This is a genomic window from Streptomyces endophyticus (genome assembly GCF_035798155.1).
GTDB classification, from domain to species: domain Bacteria; phylum Actinomycetota; class Actinomycetes; order Streptomycetales; family Streptomycetaceae; genus Streptomyces; species Streptomyces endophyticus.
Genome location: NZ_JAOZYC010000075.1, coordinates 49,944 through 76,885, shown reverse-complemented (window position 1 = coordinate 76,885; position 26,942 = coordinate 49,944). Strand labels below are relative to the sequence as shown.

Here is a 26,942-nt window from a genome sequence, read left to right as displayed (position 1 = left end):
ACGCCGACCCGGCGCACCTCTGCGCAAAGGAGAATCTGTGTACCGGCACGACCCGCGTTACGCCCCCGCTCCCGACGCCGTCCTCGCCGCCGGCTGGGAGCGGGTGGCGGCTCAACTCCCGTCAGCGTCAACGGTATTGGCGATCGACGGGCCGCCGTCCGTTGACTGGGGCGCGCTCGCCGCACACCTGTCGGGCGCGACCCTGCTCGACGTACGGGATCACTACGCGCCACCCGCACGGATCCGCGCCCGCGTCGGCCACCCGGAGGGTGCGGACGACCCCTACTTCCGCAGGCTCGCCGAGAACCCGCTCGACGACCTCTTCGACACCGTGCCCACACCCGAAGCCCCCGCCCAGGGACTCCTCGTCGTCTACGGGCCGGGTGCCTCGCTCGTCGCACACGACCTGCTCTGGTACGCCGACGTGCCCAAGCGGTACGCGGAGGCGGCCACGGTCGCGGGCACCCCGGGCGCGAACCTCGGACTCCCGGACGAGAAGCCGGACCTGCGGCGGCTGTTCTACACCGACTGGCCCATGCTCGACCGGCACCGCGACACCCTCGCCCCACGCCTCGACGGCTGGCTCGACCTCCAGGACCCCGACAACCCGACATGGCTCGACGGTCCGGGCCTGCGCGCGACCTGCGCCGCACTCGCCCGCAGGCCCGTACGCACCCGCCCCTTCTTCAACTCCACGCCCTGGGGCGGGCACTGGGCGCAGAACGAACTCGGCTTCAACCCCGGAGCACGCAACACGGCGCTCGGCTACGAACTCATCGCACCCGAGGCGGGCATCCTCGTCGGGACCGGCCCCCAGGCGCAGGTCGAGGTGCCGTTCCAGCTGATGTGCGCACTGGAGCCGGACCGTGTCCTCGGCGAGGAGGCGCACACCCGCTTCGGCACCTCGTTCCCCATCCGCTTCGACTACCTCGACACCGTCGGGGGCGGCAACCTCTCGCTGCACTGCCACCCCCAAGAGACGTACATGCGCGAGAAGTTCGGCTGGCACTACACCCAGCACGAGACGTACTACATGACCATCGGCGGCCCCGACAACAAGGTGTTCCTCGGCCTGCGCGAGGACACCGACGTCGACGCCTTCCGCAAGCAGGTCGAGGCGGCAGCCACGCAGGGCACACCCATGGAGGTCGAGGACCACGTCCACGCCTTCCCCGCCGAACAGGGCCAGCTCTTCCTCATCCCGGCAGGCACCCCGCATGCCAGCGGCGCCGGCAACCTGGTCCTGGAGATCAGCGCCACCCCGTACCTCTACAGCCTGCGCTTCTACGACTGGCTCAGGCCCGACGCCGAAGGCAACCCGCGCCCCCTGCCGTACGAGCACGGCTTCGCCAACCTGGAGACCGCGCGGCGCGGCGAGGCCGTCGCCCGCGACCTCGTACAGCGACCGCGCACCCTGCGCGAGGGGGACGGCTGGCGCGAGGAGGTCATTGGCGCGCTCGACGAGATGTTCTACGAGGTGAGGAGGTACGCACTGGACGCGGGCGCCGAGGCGCAGGACGACACCGCGGGGCGCTTCCACGTACTGAACGTGGTGGACGGCGACGGCGTGACCCTGCGCACGGAGGCCGGTGACACCCACGAGCTGGCCTACGCGGAGACACTCACCGTGCCCGCGGCCGTCGGCCGGTACCGGCTGCGGGCGGCCGACGGGGGTCCCGTACGGGTCGTGAAGGCGCTCGTCCGGTGATCCCGGTCATCGAGGTCGGCGGCACCCATGTCACCGCGGGCCTCGTCGACCCGGCCGACGGCAGGGTCGAGCGGCGCACGCACCGGCCGCTCGACCCGGGCGCCCGCGCCGAGGACATCCTCGGCGCGGTGTGCTGCTGCGCCGACGCGCTGGACACGCCCGAGGGAACCACCTGGGGCATGGCCCTGCCCGGCCCCTTCGACTACGCGCGTGGCATCGGACTCTTCGCGGACGTCGGCAAGTTCGAGGCGCTCTACGGGGTGGACGTGCGGGCCGCGCTGCTCGCCGGAATGGCACCGCGACCAGGAGACATCGTCTTCCTCAACGACGCGCACGCGTTCCTGCTGGGGGAGTGCGCGTCGGGAGCCGCCGTCGGACACACCCGAGTCGTGGGCATCACCCTCGGCACCGGAGTCGGCTCCGCCTTTCTCGGCGACGGCCGCATCCTCGACCACGGACCCGGAGTTCCGCCCGAGGGCCGCATGGACCTGACGGTCGTGGACGGCAGGCCGCTGGAGGAGTCCGTGTCCCGCCGCGCCCTCGTGGCCCGGTACGGGGAACAGGGCGTCGACGTGCGCGACATCGCCGAGCGGGCCCGCGCGGGGGAACGGCCCGCCCGCCGTGTCCTGGACGAGGCGTTCGGGACGCTCGGCGCCGTCCTCGGCCCGCGCCTCGCCGCGTTCGAGGCGACCGCCCTCGTCGTCGGCGGCTCCATGGCGGGCTCCTGGGACCTGGTCGCACCGGCGCTGCACACGGGACTCGCCAAAGGCGGCTGGACACCGGAAGCGGCCGACGTGAGCGCGCGGCCCCCCACGCGGCATACTCGTGCGATGCGCCCCGCCGCCCTCGCCGGTGACGCGGCGCTGCTGGGCGCGGCGCGCGCGGTCGCGTCCCGGCACACCAACCACACAGGGCCGGGGTGGTAGCGGCCACCAGGACCGGCAAGGGGGAGACATTGGGCAAGTCCGGCACCGGTGCCGCCAAGGACCCGCATCCCACGGTGCGGGACGTCGCACAGCGGGCGCGGGTGAGCGCCATGACGGTCTCGCGTGTGCTGCGCGACGACCCCAAGGTGCTGCCCGCCACCGCGGACCGGGTGCGCGCCGCGGCGGCCGAACTCGGCTACCGGCGCAACGAGATGGCGCGCAGCCTGCGCCTGGGCAGCGGCACCGGACTCGTCGGACTCGTCGTCACCAACCTCGCCAACCCCTTCTACTCCCGGCTCGCCCTGGGCGTCGACGCCGTGGTCGGCGGGCACGGCCTGAAGACCGTCATCGGCAACACGGGACACGACCTCGACAGCGAACGCGGCCTCGTCGAGGACCTGGTCGCCCGCCGCGTCGACGGCATCATCGTCGTGCCGGCCGACGACGACCAGCGCCACCTCGCGGCCGCCGCGGCCGGCGGCGTGCCCGTCGTCGTGGCGAGCCGCCCCCCGAACGGGTTCGACGCCGACTGCGTCCTGGTCGACGACCACGGTGGGGCCCGCACGGTCACCCGGCGACTCCTCGACGCGGGACACCGCCGCATCGGCTTCCTCGGCTCGCCACCTGCCGTCTACACGGGCGCGGAACGCCTGCGCGGCTTCACCGACGCGCTCACCGAGGCGGGCATCGAGCGCGAGCCGCGGTACGTACGCCTCGGACAGCAGCAGACCGCCGAGGCGACACGCGCCGCCGCCGATCTGCTGGCCCTTCCCGAGCCACCGACCGCGCTGTTCTGCACCAACAACCGCAACACCATCGGCGCCTTCCGCGCCATCAGAGCCGCAGGTGCCCCCACCGCACTCGCGGGTTTCGACGACTTCGAACTCGCCGACGTCCTCGGTCTGCCGCTGACCATCGCCGCGTACGACAGCGACGAACTCGGCAAGGAGGCGGGCCGGTTGCTCGTGGCGCGGCTCGGCGAGCGCGCGGCGGCAGGTGGCGGACAGGACGGCACCCCGGCCTCCGCGCGGCGCGCCGTGGTGCCCACGACCCTCGTCCACTACGGCTAGGGTCGAAGGCCCGCCCCGTCTTGCAGGAGCCCGCCACCGATGCCCGACACCCCGCTCGCCCCCGTCATCCACGGCAACGTTCCCGGCTCTTTCGCCCGCAACGTCCTCGCCGAGCGGCACCCCGCGCTCATCGAGAAGGTGCGGGCCGCCTTCCCGTACGGACCCGAGCAGCACCGTGCCCTGGACGCGCTCCTGCGGAACACGGCGGACGGTGTGATCGAGCCGCTGGGCGAGGAGGCGCACGACCGCGAGCGCTGGGACGCGTGGGGGAGCGAATGGTTCGGGCGGTCGTGGTTCGACGCGCCGTTCCTGTGGTCGGAGAGCTACTTCTACCGCCAACTCCTCGACGCCGTGGGCTACTTCGCGCCAGGACCCTGGCAGGGTATCGATCCCTTCCGGCCGTTCAAGCAGGCCGAGCTCGCCACCCCCGAGACCGACGCCGAGCTGGCCGCGGTCGACCGCCTGGCCTCGGCGACCCTGGCGGAGCGGGAGCGCGGGCTGCTCCTCGGGGCGCTCTGGGGCAACCGCGCCGACCTCGGCTTCCGTGTCACCGCCGACGGCGACGAACCGGGCGCGGACACGCAACTCGTCGCCGACGATTCGGACGCGTTCTGGGCCGCGCTGCCCCAGGGCGGCGAGGCCACCGTGAGCCTCGTCGCGGACAACGCCGGGCGTGAACTCCTCGCCGACCTGCTGCTCGTCGACCACCTGCTGGCCCACGGGCGCGCCGCACGCGTGATCGTGCAGGTCAAGCCGTACCCGTACTACGTGTCCGACGCCATGACCGCCGACGTCGTCGACTGCGTGCGGCGGCTGACCGGGCCGGGAGGCGCCGCGGCCGAGGCCGGTGGGCGGATCTGGGCGGCGATGGGGGACGGGCGGCTCGTGGTGCGCGCCCATCCCTTCTCCTGCGCGCCGCTGCCGTACACCGACATGCCCGACGACCTGCGCGCCGAGTTCGCCGCGACGACGCTCACCGTGCTCAAGGGCGACCTCAACTACCGGCGCCTGGTGGGGGACCGGCTGTGGGAGCCCACCACGTCGTTCGCCGAGCGGACCACGTACTGGCCGACTCCCGTGGTCGCGCTGCGCACACTCAAGTGCGACGTGATCACGGGCATCGCACCATCCACCCGAGACGCGCTGGACGCCGCCGAACCGCACCAGAAGTGGCGGGTCAGCGGCGCCCACGCGCTCGTACAGGCCCGGATGTGAACCGTCAGGCCGCCGCGCGCTCCAGCGACTCCAGGGACCGGCCCGCCGTCTCCCGAATGAACGCCGCAGTGAACGCGAACGCCAGGACGCAGACCCCCGCGAAGAGCGCGAAGGCGACGCCCGCCCCGGCCGTGAGCAGCACCGGGAAGACCAGCGATACGGCGAAGTTGGCGGCCCAGTTCGTGCCCGAGCCGACACTCACGCCGACGCTGCGCACCCGCAGCGGGAAGAGCTCCGGCAGCATCACCCATAGCAGCGGCGCCCAGCTCAGCGAGTAGGCCACCTTGAAGACGGCGAGGCTCGTGACGGCCGCGACCTGGCCGAGCGTCTGGTGCAGCAGGCCGAGCGAGAACACCGCGCACAGCGTGCTCATGCTGATGACCATCAGGACGAGCCCGGTGAGCAGCAGCGGCTTGCGGCCGACCCGGTCGACCAGACGCCCGGTCACGAACGTCGTGACGATCGAGAGGACGCCGAGCCCGACGCTGTTGAGCAGCGCCGCCGAGTCCCCGAAACCGGCCGCCTTCAGGATCGTCGGCGCGTAGAAGACGATCGTGTTGGAGCCGATGATCTGCTGGATCGTGGCCATCGCCACCGCGATGCAGAGGCCGCGCCGCACCCGGCGGTCGGCGAACAGCTCCCGGAGGCGGCCCCGGCGCTCGTGCGATCCGTGCGCGGCGGCGCGGATGTCCTTGAGCTCGGCCCCGGCCTCGTCCTCGGTGTGCAGGCGCAGCAGCACCGTGCGGGCCTCGTCCTCGCGGCCGTGCGCCACGAGCCAGCGCGGCGTCTCCGGCTGCGTCCACATCCCCGCGAACAGCACGGCGGCCGGGACGATCGCGAGCCCCAGCATCCAGCGCCAGGCGCCCGCGTCGGACAGCAGATAGGCGATGAGGTACGACACGAAGATGCCGACCGCGATCATCATCTGGTTGAGCGTCGACACCCGGCCGCGGATGGCGGTCGGGGCCAGCTCGGAGAGATAGCTGGGGATCACGGACGAGGAGAGACCGACGGCCACCCCCGTGGCGACCCGGAACGCGATGAGGATCCAGGGCCCCGAGGCCAGCGCCATGCCGAGCGCCCCCGCGCCGAACACCACGGCCGTGCAGAGCATGACCGGGCGGCGCCCCCAGCGGTCGGTGGCGGGCCCCGCCGCGAAGCAGCCGGCGATGGCGCCGATCATGAGGGAGCTGACGAACGCGCCCTGCATCCAGGCGCTCAGGCCCAGGTCGCGGGTGAGGAACAGCTGGGCACCCGCCACGATCCCCATGTCGTACCCGGACAGCAGACCGCCGAAGGCGCCGCAGAGATAGAGCAGAAGCGTGCGGCGTGAACGGACGTCCGCGCTCGGTGCGTCGGACACCGAGGTCCTGGTGACGGCAGGCATGACGAGCTCCCTTGCTGGTCGGCTCCGCCTCATTAGCGTCAAGACTCCGACGAAAATCAAGGGGTGGCGACCAGCGCTTTTGATTTCTGTCGTGAGTCTTGACGAAAATGCGCGACGCGGGGGAGTATCCGACGCATGGCAGTGGTCAAGAACCCCACCGTGCTGCGCCAGTTGCGGTACGGGAACGTGGAGCGGGTCCTCCAGGTGCTGCGCAGGCAGGGCCCCAGCAGCAGGGCCGATGTGGCCACCGCGACGGGGCTCTCCCGCACCACGCTCTCCGGCATCGTCGGGCAGCTGCTCACCGACGGCGTCGTGACCGAGGAGCCCGCGGGCCCGCCCTCGGGCCGCGGCCGCCCGGTGCACCGGCTCACGCTCAACCCGCGCTCCGCCCAGGCGATCGGCATCGAGGTGGGCCGCGAGCGCATCACGGTCGCGATCGCCAACGCGGCGCACGAGGTCACCGCCTTCGCCGGCACCCACCACGCGCAGCGCTCCGGAGCCCGCGAACAGGCGGGCGCCGCCCTGGAGTTGCTGCACGAGCTGGCCGCCCGCGAAGGCATCGACCTCGCCGGACTCGGCGGGGTCGGCATCGGCACACCAGGCCCCGGAGACACCACGGGCGGACCCGGTGACACCGCAGGCGGCGCCTCACCGGCGGCCGGTGTGCCCCGGCACCGCCAGACCGTCGCCGACGCGGTCGCCGAAGCCCTCGACGTGCCCGTCCTCGCCGACAACAACACGCGGCTCGCCGCGCTCGGCGAGGCCATCTGGGGCGCGGCCCGCGGCGCGGGCGACGCCCTGCACCTCACGCTCTCGTACGGCATCGGCGGCGGGCTCGTCGCAGGCGGCCTGCTGTTCCGTGGCGCGCAGGGCGCGGCGGGCGAGCTGGGACACATCAGCGTCGACGTCGAAGGGGCGCGCTGCTGGTGCGGCGGGCAAGGCTGCCTGGAGCAGGTCGCCGCCGTGCCCGCGCTGCTGAGGGCGGCAGGGCGGCGCAGCTGGGACCGGTTCACGCAGGCGCTCGCGGCCGGCGAGCAGACCGAGTGCGCCGTCGTCGCACGCGCGGCCCTCGCCGTCGGCCGGGCGCTCGCCGCCGCCGCCAGCACCGCCAACCCGCGCCGCATCGTGCTCGGAGGCGAGGTCGCCGAGCTGGGCCCGGTCTTCCTCGACTCCGTCGAGGACGCCTTCCGCCGCTACACCGCGACCCGCGTCCACCACGGAGTGGAACTCGTACCGGCCGCGCTCGGCGAGCGCTCCGGCGCGCTCGGCGCCCTCGCCCTCGTCTTCCACGAGTCACCGCTGCTCGCGGGGTACGCCACGGCGGACACGGTGGCCGCGGCGGCACCCGGTGCGGAATCCGCAGGGGAGCCTGCCGGGGAAGCCGCCACCCACGCCTCGTAGCACCTGCCCTGACCCGAACCACCCCTCGTACGATCCGAAAGGCACCGCCGTGCGCCACAACATGCTCTTCCTGATGACCGACCAGCACCGGGTCGACACCCTCGGTGCCTACGGCAACCCGCACGTGCGCACCCCGAACCTCGACCGGATCGCCGCCGAGGGCACCCGCTTCGACAGCTGCTACACACCCACCGCCATCTGCACCCCGGCCCGCGCCAGCCTGCTCACCGGCGCGGCCCCCTTCCGGCACAAGCTGCTCGCCAACTACGAGCGGAACGTGGGGTACTTGGAGGACCTCGCCGACGGCCAGTTCACCTTCGCCGAGCAACTGAAGGGCGACGGCTACAACCTCGGCCTGATGGGCAAGTGGCACGGCGGAGTCAAGCGCACCGCCGCCGACTACGGCTTCGAGGGCCCGAACCTGGAGGGCTGGCACAACCCCGTCGACCACCCCGACTACCTCGACTACCTCAAAGAGCGGGGCCTGCCCGAGTACGCCATCAGCGACCGGATGCGCGGCACCACCCCCAACGGCAGCCCCGGCAACCTCCTCGCGGCCCGCCTCCACCAGCCCGTCGAGGCCACCTTCGAGTACTACCTCGCCACCCGCACCATCGAAATGCTCCGCCGGTTCGCCGAGGACGAGCGCGGCGGCGAGGGCGACCCGTTCTTCCTCGCCACCCACTTCTTCGGCCCGCACCTGCCGTACATCCTGCCGAACGAGTACTTCGACATGTACGACCCGGAGCTCGTCGAACTGCCCGCCTCCATGGCCGAGACGTTCGCGAACAAGCCACCGGTACAGAGCAACTACAGCCAACTGTGGGCCTTCGACACCATGCCGATCGAGGACAGCCGCAAGCTGATAGCCGCCTACTGGGGCTATGTCACCCTCATCGACGAGCAGATCGGCCGCATCATGCAGGCCGTGCGCGACCTCGGGCTCGACGAGCGCACCGCCGTCTGTTTCACCGCCGACCACGGCGAGTTCACCGGCGCCCACCGCCTGCACGACAAGGGCCCCGCCATGTACGAGGACATCTACCGGATCCCCGGATTCCTCCGCGTCCCCGGCGGCGAGGCGGGCCAGGTCCGCGACGAGTTCGTCTCCCTCACCGACTACACGGCGACCATCCTGGAGCTGGCCGGCGCCGACGCTGCCCCGGCCGTCGACAGCCGCAGCCTGCTGCCGCTGGCCCACGGCGAGCACCCCCAGTGGGACGAACACCACCTCGCCGAGTACCACGGCCACCACTTCCCGTACCCTCAGCGCATGCTGCGCACCCGCCGCTACAAGCTCGTCGTGAACCCCGAGTCCCGCAACGAGCTGTACGACCTCCAGGCCGACCCGGACGAGCTCCAGAACCGCTACGAGCACCCCGAACTGCGCGAGGTGCGCACGCAGTTGATGCACCGCCTGTACCACCTGCTGCGCGATCGCGGCGACAACTTCTACCACTGGATGACACCGATGTACGACGTGCCGACCGACTACGACACGACGCTGTCCGCGTTCGAGTCGGAGGGCGCGGCGTCATGAGCGGCTGCACCCCCGACCCGGCGCCCTCCTGCTGCGCGCCCTCCCGCGAGGGCGGCCCGGAGGTCACCGGCACGGGACCGGTCACCCGCACGCTCGCGCCCCGCGACGAACCGGCCCACGACACCCGCGTCGACCTGCCCGGCGGCACCTTCCGCATGGGCAGCGAGGACGCCGACGCCAACCCCGGCGACGCGGAAGGGCCGGTGCGCGAGGCACGCGTGAAGGCGTTCGCCATCGACGTGTACGCCGTCACCACCGCCCGCTTCGCCGCGTTCGTCGAGGACACCGGGCACCGCACCGAGGCCGAACGCTTCGGCTGGAGCTACGTGTTCGCGAAGTTCCTGCCCGGCCACCTGCGCAAGATCTCACCGCGCCCCGACGCCACCCCGTGGTGGTGCGGCGTGGAGGGCGCGACCTGGCGCACCCCGGAAGGCCCCGGCAGCGACCTCGAAGGCCGCTGGGACCACCCCGTCACCCACGTCGGCTGGTCCGACGCCGCCGCCTTCGCGCAGTGGGCGGGCGGCCGGCTGCCCACCGAGACCGAGTGGGAGTACGCCGCGCGCGGCGGCCTCGACCAGGCCCGCTACGCCTGGGGAGACGAACTGACGCCCGGCGGCGAGCACATGTGCAACATCTGGCAGGGCACCTTCCCCACCAAGAACACCGCCGAGGACGGCTACGCGGGCACGGCCCCCGTCCACGCCTACCACCCGAACGGCTACGGCCTGTACAACGTCGCGGGCAACGTGTGGGAGTGGAACGCCGACCTGTGGGAGCAGGGCGGCGACCCGAACACCCGCGTCATGCGCGGCGGCTCGTACCTCTGCCACCACTCGTACTGCAACCGCTACCGCGTGGCCGCCCGCACCTCCAACACGGCGGACAGCACCTCGGGCAACACCGGTTTCCGCGTGGCCTATTCGGCCTGAGCCGCGGCGGCGACGTACTCCACTGTGACCTGCTCCGCGTGCGCGGCGAGCAGGTCACGCAGCTCATTGGCCGCGGTCTTCAGCAGATGTCCGTCGCGGTCCGCGCGCACGGTCTCCAGGAGGAACGCGACGCGGGTCGAGTCCTCGGTGACACAGGTGCGATGCGCGTCGCGGTGGTTCCAGTGCCGGGTCAGTACGCCGGTGGAATCGGCGTAGATGATCTCGCCGGGCTTGGGGTGCTCGACGGTGTCGGGCTCGCCGAGCGGGGTGAACTCCTCGGTGCCGTCCGCGTAGCGGATCTCCACCACATCGCCGGTGACATGGTCCAGGTCGAAGGCTCCGGCGGGCAGGCCGTGCCGGACGGAGACGGCGTTGTAGGAGTCGACCGCCGGGTTGATGCGCGGCAGCGCGCCCTTCTTGGCCATACGGCGGCCGAGCGCGTCGACGCTGGGCCGGATGCGGCGCGGGTTCGTGCCGAAGGAGCGGTACGCGGTGTGCCACGCCTCGATGCGGGGGTCGGACTCGTCGGCGGGCTGCCAGGAGCCGTCGGCGAGCTCGCGCTCCAGGTCGTCGAGCGCGGTGACGGTCTCCGGCCAGGGCTCGCGCCCGCGCAGACCGGTGGCCGTGACGACCGCGATACGGGTGTCGGGGAACGCGTCGGCGACGGCGGGGGTGAGGTGGAAGACGGGCATCGGATGACTCCGTATCTGAGTGCGCGAGGGATCTAGGTGTGCGAGGTGTCTGGGTGTACGAGGTGTTCAGGTGAGGGCGAGGAGACCGACGGCGACGGCGGCCGTGCCCAGGCCGACCAGCTGCCCCCGGTGGATCCGCTCCGCCAGCACGCCGCGCGCGAGCAGCACCGTACCGACCGGGTAGAGAGCGGTGATCACGGCGACGACCGCGAGGTCCCCGCTGCGCGCGGCGAGCAGGAACAGCAGGTTCGCGATCGAGTCGAGCACGCCCGCGGCCGCCGAGATCCCGTAGGCGGGCTTCTCCGCCCCGAGTCGCCGGTGCAGCACCGCGGCGGCGCCCAGCGTGACGGCCGACGACACCGCCCTGCCGACGATCAGGGGCGCCACGCCACTGTCCGACGGCGCCTGGTGCAGGCAGACCAGCTGCAACGCGATGGCGGCCCCCGCCCCGAAGGCGAGCAGCAGAGCCGTGCGCGAAGGGCGTGACGAAGCCGCGCCGCTCCCGGCGCTGACCAGGACCACGGCAATGAGCGCGAGCGGCAGCCCGACCAGCCCCGCCGTGGCGAGGTGCTCGCCCTGCAGCAGGCCCACGGAGACCGGCAGCGCGGCGGACACCAGCGCCGTCACGGGTGACAGCACGTTCATCGGCCCGATGGCGAGGGTCTTGTAGAGCAGCGCGAACGCGGCGGCCGAGGCGACACCGGAGGCCGCGCCCCAGCCGACAGCGGCCGAGCTGAACGAGGCGCCGAGGAACGGCCACAGCAGCAGCTCGACCGCGAGGCTGGCGGGCGCGGCGACCATCACGGTGCGCAGCACATGGGCCTTCCGGGCGCCGAGGCCGCCGAGGAAGTCGGCGCATCCGTAGGCGAGAGAGCTGCCCAGGGCCAGCAGCAGAGCGATCACGAAACGAGTCCTTGCCATTCTTGTGCTTCAGTGGAACGACTAAACCGTACAATGAATCGACCGTGATGTGTCAACCGAACGACCGCGCGGTACATTCCACTGGCCAGTCGGTGGCGAAGCGAAAGGTGGTCAGGTGACCGAGACAGAGGCAGCCCTGCGCACGCTCGCGCACAACGTCAGGACGGCCCGCACCCGCGCGGGCCTCTCCCTGGACGAGCTCGGCCGCCGCGCCAAGGTCAGCAAGGGCGCTCTCGTCGGCCTGGAGAAGGCGCAGGGCAATCCGAATTTCGCCACCCTGGTCCGGCTCGCCGACACCCTCGGTGTCTCGGTGTCGGCGCTGATGGAGGGGCCGGCCGAAGGGCGCGTGCGGGTCGTGTCCGCGGACGAGGTGATGCCGCTGTGGGCGGGGGAGCGGGGAGGCGAGGCCCGCCTCATGCTGACGACCACGGGCCCGGCCCCGGTCGAGGTGTGGCGCTGGCGCCTCGAACCGGGCGAGGAGTATCCCAGTCACCCGCACCAGGCCGGCGTCATCGAGACGGTGAGTGTCACCGGCGGCCGTATGGTCCTCGTCGTCGACGGCGCCGAACACGCCGTGGCGGCCGGGCAGACCGCCACCTTCGACGGGGACGCCGCGCACACCTACCGGGGCGCGGGGGACGGGACCTGCCACCTGATCATGACCGTGCAGCTGCCACCCGGTCCGGCAACGGGCTGACCTGCCGCCGGGGTCATAGGCGCCACCTATCCGGGGCATCGATTTTTGGTCGTGGACCTCCGCGCACGCAAACCGCTTCACTGGCGCGGTAGTTGGGGCGGCGCCGGACGGGCCCGGTGCCGCAGTCCCCAGCCGTGCCCGGATGGAGGTTGCAATGACGCATGCCCCGGACGCCGCCGCAGGCGCCACCCCAGTGGTGAAGGCCAAACCGTGGTACCGGCAGCTCTATGTGCAGGTGCTGGTGGCGATCGTCGTCGGCATCGTGCTCGGCTGGCGGTGGCCCGATCTGGGCACGGCGATGGAACCGGTCGGCACGACCTTCGTCACGGCGATGAAGATGCTGATCGGCCCGATCGTCTTCCTGACCATCATCGGCGGCATCGCGGGCGTGGCCGACCTCAAGAAGGTGGGTCGTACGGGCGTCAAGGCGCTGGTCTACTTCCAGGTCGGCACCATCGTGGCGCTCGGCTTCGGGCTCCTCGCCATCAACCTGTTCCCCCTCGGCGACGGTGTGCACGCGGACGTCGGCGGCCTGCACACCTCGGGCGAGGCGAGCCAGTACGTCGAGCAGGGCGAGGCCCAGCACTGGTGGGAGTTCCTCACCCACCTGGTCCCCGACAGCTTCTTCGGCGCGTTCGTCGAAGGTGACATCCTCCAGGTCATCTTCCTCGCCGTGATCTTCGGGATCGCCCTGAAGATGGTCGGCCCGGTCGGCGAGCCGATCATCGCGTCCGTCAACCGCCTCACCGAGGTGGTCTTCAAGGTCCTGTCGTTCGTGATGAAGGCGGCCCCGCTGGGCGCCTTCGGCGCGATGGCCTTCGCGATCGGCAAGTTCGGCCTGTCCACGCTGGCCAGCCTCGGCTCGCTGATCCTGCTGTTCTACGTCACGTCCATCGTGTTCGTCGTCGTGGTCCTCGGCGCCGTCCTTGCGCTGTACGTGAAGCTGAACCTGTTCCAACTCCTGCGCCACTTCAAGGAAGAGCTGCTGCTCGTCCTCGGCACCTCGACGGCCGAGCCCGCGCTGCCGGGCCTGATGCGCAAGCTCCAGTTCATGGGCGTCGACCGGTCGACGGTCGGCCTGGTGGTGCCGACCGGCTACAGCTTCAACCTCGACGGCGCCGCGATCTACCTCTCCCTCGCCACGCTGTACATTGCCCAGGCCACCGACACCACGCTCTCCCTCGGCCAGCAACTCGGCCTGCTGGCCGTCATGTTGCTGACCTCCAAGGGTGCGGCCGGCGTCGCGGGCGGCGGGTTCATCGCACTGACCGCGACCCTGTCGACCGTGGGACATGTGCCCGTCGCGGGCATCATGCTGATCTTCGGCATCGACAAGTTCATGTCCGAGTGCCGGGCCCTGGTCAACTTCTGCGGAAACGCCGTCGCCACCCTCGTCGTCGCCCGCTGGGAGAACGCGCTGGACCTGGAGCGGGCGCGGCGGGTCCTGGCGGGGGAGAAGGTCGGGGCGCTGCCCGCGGCCCCGGCCGAGGCGGTGGTGGTGCCCACGCAGAAGGGCGTGCCGGCACCCGCGCCGCCGGCCTAGGCCGCCCGTTCGCCCGGCCGCCCCTCCGCGCAAAGAGCCCTGTCGACCTGTCGATAGGTTGCCCTTATGGCAGCAGGCGGAGGAGGCAGGATGGACGCGCGGCAACTGCAGTACTTTCTCGCCATCGTGGAGCACGGCGGCTTCAGCAAGGCCGCCGCCGCGCTCCACGTGGCGCAGCCGTCGTTGTCGCAGGCGATGGCCAACCTGGAAGCGGACCTGGGTGTCTCGCTCTTCCACCGGATGGGCCGCGGCGTCGTCCTGAGCGAGGCGGGCGCCGAACTCCTGGAGCCGAGCCGCCGCGTGCTGCGCGACCTGGCCGCCGTACGCGAACGGGCCGCCGCCCTCACCGGACTCGGCAGCGGCACCGTCGAAGTGGCCACCATGCCCTCACCCGGCATCGAACCCATGGCCACGCTCATCCACCGGTTCGCCCAACTGCACCCGGACGTCACGATCAGCACCCGCGCCGCCTTCACCCCGGAGGAGACCGTCGAACTGGTCCGCAGCGGCGCCTGCGAGCTGGGGCTGCTCGGCGCCGACAAGCCGGTGGCCGCGCCCGGCATCGACATGCTGCCGGTGGAGGAGCAGCCGTTCGTCGTCGTGGGCGCGGCCGACGGACCCTTCGCCGACGGCGCCGTGCTGCACCCACAGGACCTGGCCGGACACAAGCTGATCGCCTCACGGACCGGCAGCCTGATGCGCAGCATCGTCGACGACATCACCGCACGCGGCGGGGACACCGAGATCGTCGCCGTCGTCGACCACCGCACGTCCATACTTCCGCTCGTGCTCACCGGCCTGGGCGTCGCGGTGCTGCCCGCCGCCTGGACCCGGCTCGCCCGCCGCTGCGGCCTCGCGGTCGCCTCGCTCGTACCGACCGCACACCTGCACGTCGCGATGATCAGCCTGCCCGCGCATCTGACGCCGGGTGCGCGCGCCTTCCTGGAGCTGACCCGCTCGCTTGCCGAACGCCGGGCGCGGACCCCGTCGACGTAACACCCCTGAATACCCTCCGGACCGGACACGGCACCCATCAGTCGTGCCTATGTGTCGCATCGGAAGCATGTCTTGGACGCCCCGCGAACCGGCCTGTTGACTCGGGAACACACCAACCGCCGCCCGGCCAGGCGCTCTTGAGCACGGGCGTTCCCGCACTTCCTGGAGGCCCTCGTGTCCGAGCCCCGCACCTTCCGCATCGCCGCCATCCCCGCCGACGGCGTCGGCACCGAGGTCGTGGCGGCGGGGCGCGCCGTCCTCGACGCCCTCGCCGCCGGCTCCGACGGGTCCTTCGCCTTCGATTGGCAGGAGTTCGACTGGGGCTGCGCGTACTACGCCCGTACGGGCAAGATGATGGCCGACGACGGCCTGGAGCAGCTCAAGGAGTTCGACGCCATCTACTTCGGCGCGGTCGGCTGGCCAACCGTCCCCGACGACGTCAGCCTGTGGGGCCTGCGGCTGAAGATCTGCCAGAACTTCGACCAGTGGGCCAACGTCCGCCCCGTGCACTTCCTGCCTGGCGTGCTCAGCCCGCTGCGCAAGGCCGACGACACCGAACTCGACTGGGTCGTCGTCCGCGAGAACAGCGAGGGCGAGTACGCCGGTCTCGGCGGCCGCAACCTCTCCGGGCGCGGCCCGGGCGGCGAAGTGGCCGTCCAGTCCTCGCTGTTCACCGAGGTGGGCTGCGAGCGCATCATCCGCTTCGCCTTCGACCTGGCCCGCACCCGCACTCGCCGCAAGGTCTCCTCGGTCACCAAGTCCAATGCCCAGCAGTACGGGATGGTGCTGTGGGACGACGTCTTCAAGCGGGTGGCCGCCGAGTACCCGGACGTGGAGACGGAGAGCGTGCTGGTCGACGCCATGTCGGCGAAGTTCGTGCTCAAGCCCGAGGACCTGTCCGTCGTCGTCGCCTCGAACCTCAACGCCGACATCCTCTCCGACCTCGGCAGCGCGCTTGCAGGCAGCCTCGGTCTGGCGGCCAGCGCCAACCTCAACCCCGAGCGGCGCTTCCCGAGCATGTTCGAGCCGGTGCACGGCTCGGCCCCGGACATCGCGGGGCAGGGCCTGGCCAACCCGATCGGCGCGGTGGGCAGCGCGGCCCTGATGTTGGAGCACTTCGGCCTGCCCGACCAGGCGGCCCGCCTCAACAAGGCGATCGAGACCGTCACCGGAGCCGGGACCCTCACCCGCGATGTCGGAGGCACCGCCACCACCGACGACGTCACCAAGGCACTGATCGACGCGCTGGGCGACTGACCCCGCACGGCTGCACCCGATCGTCCCGGCCGGTCCTCGGGTCGCGCCGACCGGCCGGGACGGCCGCTCCGAAGCGGCCACCCAAGTGCCGGGCCCTCCTCATGGCGGGGCCCGGCACTCGCCGTTTCCTACCAGCTGACCCCGGCCGCCACCGGCCGGTGATCGCTGCCGGTCGCGGGCAGCACCCAGGAGCTGTCCGCCGTGACGCCCCGGACCAGGATCTGGTCGATGCGCACCACCGGGAAGTCCGCCGGATAGCTGAAGCCGAAGCCGCGCCCCGCCTCCTCCTGGGCCGAGTGCAGCTGCGAGGTGAGGCCGTCGAAGGCGCGGTCGGCCGTGCTGCCGTTGAGGTCGCCGAGCAGCACCACCCGCTTGGTGTCCTCGGCCGCGATCGCCTCGGCGAGGGCCCGCGCGTTGCGGTCCCGGCCGTCCGTCCAGAAACCGGCGCGGGGCATGACGCGCACCGAGCCGAGGTGGGCCACGTACACCGCCACCGGCCCGTCGTCCGTGGTCACCGTGGTGCGCAGCGCACGGTTGGAGGGCAGCTTCTCGGCGGCCGACTTGGTGGCACCCAGCGGCCCGACGTCCTGCTGGAGGTCGACCGTCTCGGTGTCCGACAACGGCAGCTTGCTCCACAGCCCGACCGTGCCCTGCACGGTGTGGTGCGGATACGCCTCGGCCAGCTCCTTCTCGTACGTGCCCCGGGCCTGCGCCGTGATCTCTTCGAGAGCCAGCACGTCGGCCCCGGAAGCCGCCAGGTCGTGGGCGGTGCCCGCGGGATCGCGGTTGTCGGCGCCGACGTTGTGGCTGACGACGGTGAGGTCGCTGTCGTCCGCGTGCGCCGTGCCGCCGAACACGCCGCCGAAGAGGCCCGTCCACACCAGGGCCGGCAGCAGCACCGCCACCACCGCGGCGGCCGAGCGCCGCCACAGCGCCCCGGCCAGCAGCACCGGGACGAAGAGACCGAACCACGGCAGGAAGGTGTCCACCAGGCTGCCGAGGCCCCCGCGGTCCGTGATCCGCGCGTGCAGCAGCAGAAACAGCCCGAGCAGCAGCGCGAGGGCCGCGAGCACCCGACCGCGTTTCCAGGGGCCGGGCCGCGAGAGGGCATGGATCGATCGGATCATTCGTACGCGCTTGCTGTCGGTCACTGCTGCATCCTCGGGTCCTCGGTGGGGTCGGCGTACGGGGCCGGGCAGCCGTGCACGGCGGCTTCGGTACGCAGTTCGTAGTGCCAGGGCTCATTGCCGTAGATCCGGCAGAGCCCGTACGCGGCGCCGTGTTCGGCCAGCCACGCCGTCGCGTCGGAGCGCCCGAGGTCGACCGCGTCGCCGGACACGTGCGGTGAGGTGTCGGCTGTGGCCACCCACCGGGCGGCCTCGGCCTCGGAGCCGTACGTGGAGACCGCCTCGCTGAGCAGCCGGTTCTGGTACTCGGGGGAGCGCCAGCCGCTGTTGACGTAGAACGTGACTCCGTCGACGGAGGCGTCCGTCGCCGCCTGGCGCAGAGCCTTGAGGAGGTCCGGGTCGAGCCTGCCGACGGCCGGGGTCGTGTCGTCGAAGACCGTCACATCGCCGGAGACCGCGCCGTCGGGGGGTGCCTCCGTCGGCGGCGAGGCCGACGAGCGCCTGGGCGACTGAAGGCCGAGGACCGCGGCGATGATCACCGAAGCGGTGACGACGAGGCCGATGGCGAGGAGCAGGGGACGCCTGCGGCGAGCCGGTGGGATGTGAGCCGTTGGGATGCGAGTCATGCCGCCAGTCAAGGCAGCGCGATGTTGCCACAACGTCTGCGCTTTTCGATATGCCGACGATACGCACCGACTCGTAGCGTGAAGGGCATGCGTGTGCTGATTGTTGAGGACGAGCGGTATCTGGCGGAGGCCGTGCGCGACGGGCTGCGCCTGGAGGCGATCGCCGCCGACATCGCGGGGGACGGCGACACCGCCTGGGACCTGCTGAGCGTCAACACGTACGACATCGCCGTCCTCGACCGCGACATCCCCGGGCCCTCCGGCGACGAGATCGCCGGGCGCATCGTCGCCTCCGGCAGCGGCATGCCGATCCTCATGCTGACCGCGGCCGACCGCATCGACGACAAGGCCTCGGGGTTCGAACTCGGCGCCGACGACTACCTCACCAAGCCGTTCGAGCTCCAGGAGCTCGTGCTCAGACTCCGGGCGCTCGACCGCAGGCGCGCCCACAGCCGGCCACCCGTGCGGGAGCTCGCGGGCGTGCGCCTCGACCCGTTCCGCAGGGAGGTCTACCGGGACGGCCGCTTCGTCGCGCTGACCAGGAAGCAGTTCGCCGTGCTCGAAGTGCTCGTGGCCGCTGAGGGTGGTGTCGTCAGCGCCGAGGAACTCCTGGAGCGCGCGTGGGACGCGCACGCCGACCCGTTCACCAACGCCGTCCGCATCACCGTCTCGGCCCTGCGCAAGCGGCTCGGCGAGCCGTGGGTCATCGCCACGGTGCCGGGCGTCGGCTACCGCATCGAGGCGCAGCCGGAGGCCGGGGGAGTAGGCCGTGGATAGGGAGCGCGGGATGAGCGTCCGGCTCAAACTCACCCTCAGCTATGCCGGATTCCTCATGCTCGCCGGCGCCCTGATGCTCGCGTCGGTGTGGTTCTTCCTGCTGAGGGACCTGCCCGACGTCAAAGCCGGCATCGGCGGACTCCAGGTCCGCAAAGAGCTCGCGCTGCACTTCGCGTCGGGCGCGGGCGTCGTCATGGCGTGCCTGCTGGTGTTCGGCCTTCTGGGCGGCTGGTTCCTCGCCGGTCGCATGCTGGCCCCGCTGTCCCACCTCACCGACGCCACACACCGGGCCGCGAAGGGGATGCTCTCCCACCGGATCCGGCTCCAGGGACGCAAGGACGAGTTCCGTGAGCTCGCCGACGCCTTCGACGCGATGCTCGCGCAGCTTGAGGCACACGTCGCCGAACAGCGGCGCTTCGCCGCCAACGCCTCCCACGAGCTGCGTACCCCGCTCGCCGTCTCGAAGTCGCTCCTCGACGTGGCCCGCGCCGATCCGCACCGCGACACCGGCGAACTCATCGACCGGCTCAGCGTCGTCAACACGCGCGCGATCGACCTCACCGAGGCGCTGCTCCTGCTCAGCCGCGCCGAACAGCGCGCCTTCACCCGCGACGACGTCGACCTCTCCCTCGTGGCGGAGGAAGCCGCCGAAACGCTCCTCCCGCTCGCGGAGAAGGGCGGCGTCACCCTCGAAACCCGCGGCGACATCGCCCACGCGTCCGGATCGCAGCCGCTGCTGCTGCAACTGGCCACGAACCTCGTGCACAACGCGATCGTCCACAACCTGCCCGAGCGGGGCACCGTGTGGGTCACCACCGGCGTCCGCCCCGGCTCGGTGGTGCTCACTGTCGAGAACACCGGCGAGACGCCGGCCCCCGAGCTGCTGGCCATCCTCACCGAACCCTTCCAGCGCGGCACCGAGCGCATCCGCGGCGACCACGCCGGTGTCGGCCTCGGCCTCGCCATCGTCCAGTCCATCACCCGTGCCCACGACGGCACGCTCACCCTCACCCCACGCCCCTCCGGGGGCCTCCGCGTCACCGTCGAACTCCCGGCAGCCGGCATGTGAGCTCGGCCACCGAAGGCGTCCAGAGGGCCAAGATCCCCAGGTCACCGTGTCATCATGCGATGACATCGCTTGATGACATGAACGGGATGAACGTGCAGCCCTCCATACCGACGCCCGCCCCGACCCCTGTCCCGCTCCGCCATCCCCGCGCGCTCGTACCGGTGCTGGTCAGCCTCGGGATGCTGGTCGCCGTCGTCAGCAGCCTCGGCGCGCCGCTGATCCCGACCATCGCCGCCGAGGACCACGTCGCCGTCTCCACCGCGCAATGGGCGCTCACGGTCACCATGCTGGTCGGCGCCATCGCGACCCCCGTCATGGGACGGCTCGGCGACGGTCCGCACCGCAAGCGCGTGATCCTCGGCGGGCTCGCCGCCGTCTTCGTCGGCAGCCTGCTCGCGGCGCTGCCGGTCGGGTTCGCCTGCCTCCTGGTGGGCCGTGCGCTGCAGGGCGTCGGCATGGGCCTCGTGCCGCTGGCCATCGCCACCGCGCGCGACGCGCTGCCGCCGGAGAAGGCGCGCGCCGCGGTGACGACGCTGTCGCTGACCACCGCGGCGGGCATCGGCCTCGGCTACCCGATCACCGGGCTCTTCGCGGAGTACCTCGGCATGTACGCCGGATTCTGGTTCGCGCTCGGTACGGCGGCCGCCGCGTTCCTCGCCGCCCTCCTCGTCGTGCCCAAGCCGCCGCACCGGCCCAGCACCCCGATGGACGTGCCCGGAGGGCTGCTGCTCGCCGGAGGCATGGCGGCGCTGCTCCTCGCACTCGCCGAGGGCGAGCGGTGGGGCTGGCTCTCCGCGCGCCTGCTGGCCCTCGCGGTCGCGGCGGTGGTCCTCCTCGGCGGGTGGATCGTGCACTCGCTGCACTCCACGCACCCCCTCGTACGCGTCCGCCTGGTCAAGGACCGCGGCGTCCTCGTCGCCAACCTGACCACCATGGTCGGCGGCGTCGGCACGTACCTGCTGATCTCCCTGGTGACCCGGTACGTGCAGACCCCCGAGTCCGGCGGCTACGGCTTCGGCGCGTCGATCGTCGTCACCGGTCTGCTGCTCGTGCCGTTCTCCGCGGCCAGCCTCGTCACCGGCCGACTGGTGCGGGCGATGGGCCGGGCCGCGACGCCCGCCCGGATGCTGCCGCTCGGCTGCCTGCTCTCGCTCGGCTCGTTGGTCTGCTTCCTGCTCGCCCGCTCCAGCCTGTGGGGCATCGGAGCGATGATGGCGCTCGCGGGACTAGGCGTGGGCGTCACGTTCGCCGTCACGCCCGGCCTCATCGTCGGCGGCGTGCCCGCGGCGGAGACCGGCAGCGCCATGAGTTTCAATCAGGTCGTGAAGTACATCGGTTACTCGACGGGCAGCGCGCTCAGCGCCGTCGTCCTCCAGGCCTCCACCGCGCCGGGCACCACGCTCCCCACCGACGACGGCTACCGCAACGCCGGCCTCGTGGGCTGCGCCGCCTTCCTCGCCACGGGTGTCATCGCCGTGGCGCTCACCCGCGCGGGCGCCCGCCCGCGCCCCTCCCTCGTCGCTGCGGGCGCGGTCGCCGAGGCTCGCACGGAACCGAGCCGTACATGACCGGCGAGGTCCCCGACCGGCGCCGCAGCAGCGCCCGCAGCCGTGAGGCGCTGCTGGAGGCGGCGACGGAACTGTTCTCCGAGCGCGGCTACGACCGCACCACTATCCGCGAGATCGGCGAACGGGCCGGCGTCGACGCCGCCCTCATCTCCCGCTACTTCGGCAGCAAGGCGCTGCTGTACGTGGCGGTGCTGCGCGCCGAACACGGCGACACCGCCCCGGAGGACCTCCTCACCGGTCCCCGCCTGCGCGAGGTCGCCGAACGCGCGGAGCGGCGCGGCCCGGTGCCGCTGCTGCGCGTCGCCGTGCAGTCCTCCAGTGACCAGGCCGCGCAGGACGCCGCCCGCGCCGCCCTCCAGGCCCGCCTCGTCGAGCCGCTGCGCGCCCGCTTCACCCGCGAGGGCCGCGACCGGCCGGGACTGCGCGCCGACGTCCTGGTCGCCTCGGTCGCGGGAGTGCTCCTCGCCCGCCACTCCGGCGCCTTCGACGACCTGGCGGACGCCGACCTCGACGCGATCGTCGACGTACTCCTGGAGGCGTGGGGCGACAGCTGAGCGGCTCCGCACCTGACAGAAGGACCCATTGCCACCCGAACGGCGGTATTCAAACCGTCTCACTCTGCGCCGAGCGCCCAGGCGCGTGAGCCTCGCAAGTAACTGACCGTACTTTCGAGGTGGTGGAGATGCAGGAAATGCAGACGAGAGCTGTCATTTCGGAATTTCTCGGCACGTTGCTGCTGGTGTTCTTCGCCGTCGGATCAGCGGTCCTGGGAGCCCAGTTCATCGGCACCCTGGGCATCGCCCTCGCTTTCGGCTTCACGCTGCTCGCCCTGGCGTACGCCCTCGGCCCGATCTCCGGCTGCCACATCAACCCGGCCGTGACGCTGGGCATGCTGTGCGCCCGCCGTATCGACGTGGCGACCGCGGTCCGTTACTGGATCGCCCAGTTCGTCGGCGGCATCGTCGGCGCGGCCCTGCTGTTCCTGCTCGCCAAGCAGGTGCCGGGCCTCCAGACGAAGGGGGCGTTCGGCTCCAATGGCTACGGTGACCGCTCCGACGTGCACATCAACATGGGCGGCGCGTTCCTCGCCGAGGTCGTGCTGACGTTCCTCCTCGTGTTCGTGGTGCTCGCCGTGACCCACCGCGTGGCCGTGGTCGGCTTCGACGGCCTGCCCATCGGCATCGCCCTCGCCGTGATCCACCTGGTCGGCATCCCGCTCACGGGCACGTCCGTCAACCCGGCGCGCAGCCTCGGCCCGGCGATCTTCGCCGGCGGTGACGCGCTGTCCCAGCTCTGGCTGTTCATCGTGGCGCCCCTGGTCGGCGGCGTGATCGCGGCCCTGGTCCACCAGCTCACCCACCCCAAGGGCGAGGAGCGCACCATCGCCGACGAGGCGTCCGCAGCCTGAGTGCCCGGTGGTGACCACACATGACCGGCCTCCTCGACACGCTCCCGCCCGAACTGGAGAGCCGCGTCCGTGACGCGGCTCCCGGCATCGAACTCGCGGCCTCGCCGATGCTGGCGACGCTCAGCGACCGCCGCGAGTTCGCGAAGGGCTGGATCTTCGAGCGGAAGCTGGACGGCATCCGCGTCCTCGCCGTCCGCGAGAACGGCCGCACCACCATCCGCTCCCGCTCGGGCCGCCGTATCGACGCCACGTACCCCGAGATCGTCGAGGCGCTCGACGCGCAGGACACCGCGGACTTCACCGTCGACGGCGAGATCGTCGCGTACGCACACGGCCGCACCGACTTCTCCCGCCTCCAGCAACGCATGGGACTGACCAGGCCCCGAGACGTCGCGGCCAGCGACGTGGCGGTGCGGTACTACGTCTTCGACGTGCTCCGCGTCGACGGCAAGGACGTCCGCCGCCTTCCGCTGCGCACCCGCAAGTCCCTGCTCCGGCGGTCCCTCACCTTCACCGACCCCCTCCGCTTCAGCGCCCACCGCAACGAAGGCGGCGCCGAACTCCTCGCCGACGCCTGCGCGCGCGGCTGGGAGGGGCTCATCGCCAAGCGGGCCGACAGCACGTACCAGCCGCGCCGCTCCGGCGATTGGCTGAAGCTGAAGTGCGCCCACGGGCAGGAGTTCGTGGTCGGCGGCTTCACCGAACCCACCGGCAGCAGGGAGGGCATCGGCGCGCTGCTGCTCGGCTACTACGAGGACGGCCGGCTCCGCTACGCGGGCAAGGTCGGCACCGGCTTCGACCGCCGCACCCTCCGCGCCCTGCGCGAACAGCTGGACGACCTCCAGCAGCCGCGCTCGCCGTTCACCGACCGCGTCGTGGAGCGCACCGCGCACTGGGCGCGGCCACAGCTCGTCGCACAGATCGCGTTCTCCGAATGGACCCGCGACGGCATGCTGCGCCACCCCCGTTTCCAGGGGCTGCGGGCCGACAAGGACCCGACCGACGTCGTCAGGGAGCACACGTGACGGGACGCGGGGCAAGGGGGGCATAGATACAAGCTTGTATCTATGCCTGCTAGGGTCCGGACGTGCCTCGGACCCAGCCTCAGCCTCAGCCTCACCGGACGAAACCCGCGTCGGCGGCCACCACGGTCTACGCCGTCACCAAGGAACTGATCCTCACCGGTGAACTCCCCGGCGGCAGCCTCATCAGCGAAGGGGAGATCGCCGAGCGCGTGCAGGTGAGCCGGACTCCCGTGCGGGAGGCGTTCCTGCGGCTCGAGACCGAGGAACTGCTGACGCTGCATCCCAAGCGCGGCGCCGTCGTCGTGCCCGTCCCGCCGGGAGAGGCGGCGGACGTGCTGGAGATGCGGCAGGCTGTCGAGCAGTCCGCCGCCGAACGCATCGCGCGCCTCGGCCTCGCCCCCGAGCACGAGGGGCGACTGCGCGAACTCATCGACCGCCAGCGGGAGTTGGCGGCAGAGGAGGACGTACGTGCCTTCGCCGTCGCGGACGAGGCCTTTCACCGCGGTGTCGTCGAGGCCTCCGGGAACGCCATCGCCGCCCGCTTCTACGAGACCCTCGGCGACCGGCAACGCCGCATGAGCGTCTCCGCGCTCGGCCACCGGCCCGAGCGGCTGCCCGGCCTCGCCGACGAGCACGAGGCGCTGCTCGGCCACCTCGGCGCACGGGACGGCGCCGCGTTCGCCGAGGCCCTGCGCGCCCACCTGGCCGCCACGCACGGCCCCCAGCACTGAACAACCCCCGCACCCCCACTCTGACCCCCCCATCCCTGAAAGAGCCCTGCCCTCACGATGCTCGACACGCACACCACCCAGCAGCCCGCCGAACCAGCGGCCGCTCCCGTCCGGCCCGGCCAGTGGCGGACCGTCGCCGCGGCGATGTTCGTCTGCGGCTGGGGCGGCAACCAGTTCACGCCGCTCCTGCTCATGTACCGCGAGCTGGGCGGCTATTCGACGCTCAGCGTCGACGCCTTCCTCGGCGCCTACGTCGTCGGCCTGGTCCCCGGCCTGCTGCTCGCCGGGCCGATATCCGACCGGCGCGGACGACGGCCGGTCATGATCGCCGGGACCGTCGCCTCCATCCTCGCGAGCCTCGTCCTGTGCTTCGGCGAACACAGCGCCTGGCCCATCTACGTCGGCCGCCTCATGACCGGCGTCGCCGTCGGCATCGCCATGGCCGTGGGCAGCAGCTGGGTCAAGGAACTGTCGACCGGAGCGGACACCGGGGCCGCAGCGCGCCGCGCCTCGCTGTGCCAGACGGCCGGCTTCGGCCTCGGCGCGGGCGTCGCCGGAGCCCTGGCCCAGTGGGGCCCCTGGCCGATGGTGACGCCGTACGTCGTCCACATCGTGCTCACCGCCGCGGTCCCGGTACTCCTGCTGCGCATCCCCGAGACGCGGACCGCGGTGCGCGGCGCCGCGGGCTCGCTCCGCGCCCTGCTCGGTGAACTCGCCGCCGACCTCCGCATCCCCGCCCCCGCCCGCCGCCGCTTCCGCTGGGTGGTCCTCCCGATGGCGCCCTGGGTGTTCGGCGCCGCCGGGCTCGCCTACGCGGTCATGCCCCAGCTCGTCGACAACCGGGTCGGGCACTGGGGCCTCGCCTACGCGACCGCGCTCACGGTGCTGACCCTGGGCACCGGCGCCGCCGTGCAGCCCCTGGCCAAGAAGCTCGACAGCCGCAAGGGCTCCCGCGGCGGGCGGGCGCCGGTCGCGGCCATGTCGGTCATGCTGCTCGGCACCGTGCTGTGCGCCGTCAACTCCGCCGTGCTGTCACCGTGGCTGGCGGCGGCCGCCGCCGTCGCGCTCGGCGCCGGATACGGCATCGCCGTCGTCTCCGGACTCCTGGAGATCCAGCGGATGGCCGGGCCCGACGACCTGGCGGGGCTGACCGGCATCTACTACACGCTCGCCTACGCCGGTTTCCTGCTGCCCACCGTCCTCGCGACGCTGTCGGCGTGGCTGCCCTACTCGGTCATGCTCGGCGCGATCGCCGTCGTCGCCCTCGCCTGTCTCGTGCTGGTCACCGTCGGCGGGCGCAGCACGCAGGAAGTCAGCGGCCCGGCTCGTACATGAGCTGCTTGACCTGTCGTACGAAGAGGGCGCTCTCCACGGACCGCACGCCGGAGAGCGCCCCGATCCCCTCGCTCACGTACGTGTACAGCTCGCGGGTGTCGCGGTGCACGGTCGCGGCGAACACCCCGGCCACCCCGGTCACCGCCGCGGCGAACCGCACCTCGGGATGCGCCGCGAGGGACTCGCCCACAGAGGCGAGCGCGGACGGGGCGACGGTCAGCCACAGCGCCGCCATGACCGAGCGGCCGAGCAGTTCGTGGGTGTGCTGCACGTCGAAGTAGAGGACGCCGCTCGAACGCAGCCGGTCCAGGCGGCGCTTGACGACCGACTCCGACTGGCCGGTGGCCGCTTGGAGCTCGGTCAGCGCCACCCGCCCGTCCCTGCGGAGCAGGGCCAGCAGGGTCTCGTCGACCTCGTCGAGGACCGGGAGCGGAGCGGACGGCTCCACGGACGGCGTCCGCAGCGCCGCCTCCTGGTCCGCGTCGAGCGCGTTGATCTTGTTGAGCCAGCCGACCGGGCCGCCATAGAAGGGGTGCAGCACGCACTGCGCGGTCGCCGACGTGACGAGGGGCGTGCGCTGGAGCCGGGCCAGGAGCAGTTCGTCCTCCTGGCCGCCGCGCGGCTTGATCGAGCACAGAACTTCCGTGCCGCCGGAGAGCAGACCCACGTACGACGTGTCGGTGCGCCGCGCGAGGGCGCCCGCCAACTGCTCCGCGCCGTCCGGGGCGCAGCGCAGCCGGACCAGCCAGCTGCTGCGCCCGAGCAGCGCCTCGTCGGTGACGCCGAGAACCCGCAGGCCCACGCTCCCGCGCAGCCGGCGGAACCGGCGGGCGACGGTCTGGTCGGAGACACCGAGGACGGTCGCGATCCGGCTGAACGGGGCCCGCCCGTCGAGCTGCAGGGCCTGCAGCAACTGCAGGTCGAGTGCGTCGAGCACGTGCGGCTCCGGTGGGGGCGTTGTCATGACGTGTGGGCTTACGCGTGATCGTAAAGG

General features: G+C 72.1%; 25 protein-coding genes. 19 read left to right on the top strand and 6 right to left on the bottom strand.

Annotated elements, in window-relative coordinates; all coding sequences use genetic code 11:
- Positions 1-37: 37 nt before the first annotated feature.
- The 4 genes from OKJ99_RS09815 to OKJ99_RS09800 all read left to right on the top strand — a co-directional run bounded on the left by OKJ99_RS09815 (position 38) and on the right by OKJ99_RS09800 (position 4,919).
- Positions 38-1,708, top strand: coding sequence for a class I mannose-6-phosphate isomerase (locus OKJ99_RS09815; protein WP_326015474.1), 1,671 nt, complete (start codon positions 38-40; stop codon positions 1,706-1,708).
- Positions 1,705-2,634 (top strand): ROK family protein, encoded by a 930-nt coding sequence (locus tag OKJ99_RS09810; protein WP_326015473.1) that lies wholly within the window; start codon positions 1,705-1,707, stop codon positions 2,632-2,634. The genes OKJ99_RS09815 and OKJ99_RS09810 overlap by 4 nt, the downstream gene beginning before the upstream one ends.
- Before the next feature lie 74 nt (positions 2,635-2,708).
- Entirely contained in the window at positions 2,709-3,704 is a 996-nt protein-coding gene (locus OKJ99_RS09805) for a LacI family DNA-binding transcriptional regulator (RefSeq protein WP_326015534.1), read from the top strand.
- Between the two features lie 39 nt (positions 3,705-3,743).
- Positions 3,744-4,919, top strand: a complete 1,176-nt coding sequence (locus tag OKJ99_RS09800) for a damage-control phosphatase ARMT1 family protein (protein WP_326015472.1) — start codon at positions 3,744-3,746, stop codon at positions 4,917-4,919.
- 4 nt (positions 4,920-4,923) lie between these two features.
- On the opposite strand, the gene OKJ99_RS09795 is transcribed toward OKJ99_RS09800, so the two are convergent.
- Positions 4,924-6,306: a sugar porter family MFS transporter gene (locus OKJ99_RS09795; protein WP_326015471.1), complete on the bottom strand. Its 1,383-nt coding sequence runs from the start codon at positions 6,304-6,306 to the stop codon at positions 4,924-4,926.
- 135 nt (positions 6,307-6,441) lie between these two features.
- Between OKJ99_RS09795 and OKJ99_RS09790 the strand changes: the two genes are divergently transcribed.
- From OKJ99_RS09790 to OKJ99_RS09780, 3 genes are all read left to right on the top strand, one after another.
- A complete protein-coding gene (locus OKJ99_RS09790; protein WP_326015470.1) occupies positions 6,442-7,707 on the top strand; it encodes an ROK family transcriptional regulator in 1,266 nt (421 codons plus the stop codon).
- Positions 7,708-7,780: 73 nt separating this feature from the next.
- The gene (locus OKJ99_RS09785) at positions 7,781-9,247 is read left to right on the top strand and encodes a sulfatase-like hydrolase/transferase (RefSeq protein WP_456115184.1); all 1,467 of its coding nucleotides are present in this window, start codon (positions 7,781-7,783) and stop codon (positions 9,245-9,247) included.
- Positions 9,244-10,176, top strand: a complete 933-nt coding sequence (locus OKJ99_RS09780) for a formylglycine-generating enzyme family protein (RefSeq protein ID WP_326015469.1) — start codon at positions 9,244-9,246, stop codon at positions 10,174-10,176. The genes OKJ99_RS09785 and OKJ99_RS09780 overlap by 4 nt, the downstream gene beginning before the upstream one ends.
- Here the strand turns inward: OKJ99_RS09780 and OKJ99_RS09775 are convergent.
- On the bottom strand, positions 10,164-10,868 hold the full coding sequence (locus tag OKJ99_RS09775) for a B3/B4 domain-containing protein (RefSeq protein WP_326015468.1): 705 nt from the start codon (positions 10,866-10,868) through the stop codon (positions 10,164-10,166). The genes OKJ99_RS09780 and OKJ99_RS09775 overlap by 13 nt on opposite strands.
- Positions 10,869-10,934: 66 nt before the next feature.
- The gene (locus tag OKJ99_RS09770; protein WP_326015467.1) at positions 10,935-11,771 is read right to left on the bottom strand and encodes a DMT family transporter; all 837 of its coding nucleotides are present in this window, start codon (positions 11,769-11,771) and stop codon (positions 10,935-10,937) included.
- A gap of 133 nt (positions 11,772-11,904) precedes the next feature.
- On the opposite strand from OKJ99_RS09770, the gene OKJ99_RS09765 reads away from it, so the two are divergent.
- The 4 genes from OKJ99_RS09765 (at position 11,905) to OKJ99_RS09750 (ending at position 16,282) form a co-directional block, all read left to right on the top strand.
- Positions 11,905-12,486 (top strand): helix-turn-helix domain-containing protein, encoded by a 582-nt coding sequence (locus tag OKJ99_RS09765; RefSeq protein WP_326015466.1) that lies wholly within the window; start codon positions 11,905-11,907, stop codon positions 12,484-12,486.
- 154 nt (positions 12,487-12,640) lie between these two features.
- The gene (gene dctA / locus OKJ99_RS09760; RefSeq protein WP_326015465.1) at positions 12,641-14,029 is read left to right on the top strand and encodes a C4-dicarboxylate transporter DctA; all 1,389 of its coding nucleotides are present in this window, start codon (positions 12,641-12,643) and stop codon (positions 14,027-14,029) included.
- A 90-nt stretch (positions 14,030-14,119) separates the two neighbouring features.
- Positions 14,120-15,025: a LysR family transcriptional regulator gene (locus OKJ99_RS09755; protein ID WP_326015464.1), complete on the top strand. Its 906-nt coding sequence runs from the start codon at positions 14,120-14,122 to the stop codon at positions 15,023-15,025.
- 174 nt (positions 15,026-15,199) lie between these two features.
- A complete protein-coding gene (locus OKJ99_RS09750; protein WP_326015463.1) occupies positions 15,200-16,282 on the top strand; it encodes a tartrate dehydrogenase in 1,083 nt (360 codons plus the stop codon).
- Positions 16,283-16,410: 128 nt separating this feature from the next.
- On the opposite strand, the gene OKJ99_RS09745 is transcribed toward OKJ99_RS09750, so the two are convergent.
- Positions 16,411-17,409 (bottom strand): endonuclease/exonuclease/phosphatase family protein, encoded by a 999-nt coding sequence (locus OKJ99_RS09745; protein WP_326015532.1) that lies wholly within the window; start codon positions 17,407-17,409, stop codon positions 16,411-16,413.
- Positions 17,410-17,429: 20 nt separating this feature from the next.
- Positions 17,430-18,035 (bottom strand): M15 family metallopeptidase, encoded by a 606-nt coding sequence (locus OKJ99_RS09740; RefSeq protein ID WP_326015462.1) that lies wholly within the window; start codon positions 18,033-18,035, stop codon positions 17,430-17,432.
- A gap of 87 nt (positions 18,036-18,122) precedes the next feature.
- On the opposite strand from OKJ99_RS09740, the gene OKJ99_RS09735 reads away from it, so the two are divergent.
- The 8 genes from OKJ99_RS09735 (at position 18,123) to OKJ99_RS09700 (ending at position 25,948) form a co-directional block, all read left to right on the top strand.
- Complete coding sequence (locus OKJ99_RS09735) at positions 18,123-18,812, top strand: response regulator transcription factor (RefSeq protein ID WP_326015461.1); 690 nt, start codon at positions 18,123-18,125, stop codon at positions 18,810-18,812.
- A gap of 10 nt (positions 18,813-18,822) precedes the next feature.
- Positions 18,823-19,881 (top strand): sensor histidine kinase, encoded by a 1,059-nt coding sequence (locus OKJ99_RS09730; RefSeq protein ID WP_326015460.1) that lies wholly within the window; start codon positions 18,823-18,825, stop codon positions 19,879-19,881.
- A 59-nt stretch (positions 19,882-19,940) separates the two neighbouring features.
- The gene (locus OKJ99_RS09725; protein WP_326015459.1) at positions 19,941-21,449 is read left to right on the top strand and encodes an MFS transporter; all 1,509 of its coding nucleotides are present in this window, start codon (positions 19,941-19,943) and stop codon (positions 21,447-21,449) included.
- Complete coding sequence (locus OKJ99_RS09720; protein WP_326015458.1) at positions 21,446-22,003, top strand: TetR/AcrR family transcriptional regulator; 558 nt, start codon at positions 21,446-21,448, stop codon at positions 22,001-22,003. The genes OKJ99_RS09725 and OKJ99_RS09720 overlap by 4 nt, the downstream gene beginning before the upstream one ends.
- Before the next feature lie 137 nt (positions 22,004-22,140).
- The gene (locus OKJ99_RS09715; protein ID WP_326015457.1) at positions 22,141-22,857 is read left to right on the top strand and encodes an MIP family channel protein; all 717 of its coding nucleotides are present in this window, start codon (positions 22,141-22,143) and stop codon (positions 22,855-22,857) included.
- 20 nt (positions 22,858-22,877) lie between these two features.
- Complete coding sequence (gene ligD / locus OKJ99_RS09710; protein ID WP_326015456.1) at positions 22,878-23,882, top strand: non-homologous end-joining DNA ligase; 1,005 nt, start codon at positions 22,878-22,880, stop codon at positions 23,880-23,882.
- Between the two features lie 62 nt (positions 23,883-23,944).
- Positions 23,945-24,613: a GntR family transcriptional regulator gene (locus OKJ99_RS09705; protein ID WP_326015455.1), complete on the top strand. Its 669-nt coding sequence runs from the start codon at positions 23,945-23,947 to the stop codon at positions 24,611-24,613.
- Between the two features lie 57 nt (positions 24,614-24,670).
- Positions 24,671-25,948, top strand: coding sequence for an MFS transporter (locus OKJ99_RS09700; protein WP_326015454.1), 1,278 nt, complete (start codon positions 24,671-24,673; stop codon positions 25,946-25,948).
- Here OKJ99_RS09700 and OKJ99_RS09695 read toward each other — a convergent pair.
- Complete coding sequence (locus tag OKJ99_RS09695; protein WP_326015453.1) at positions 25,926-26,912, bottom strand: Lrp/AsnC family transcriptional regulator; 987 nt, start codon at positions 26,910-26,912, stop codon at positions 25,926-25,928. The two genes, OKJ99_RS09700 and OKJ99_RS09695, sit on opposite strands and share 23 nt — an antisense overlap.
- Positions 26,913-26,942 lie beyond the last annotated feature (30 nt).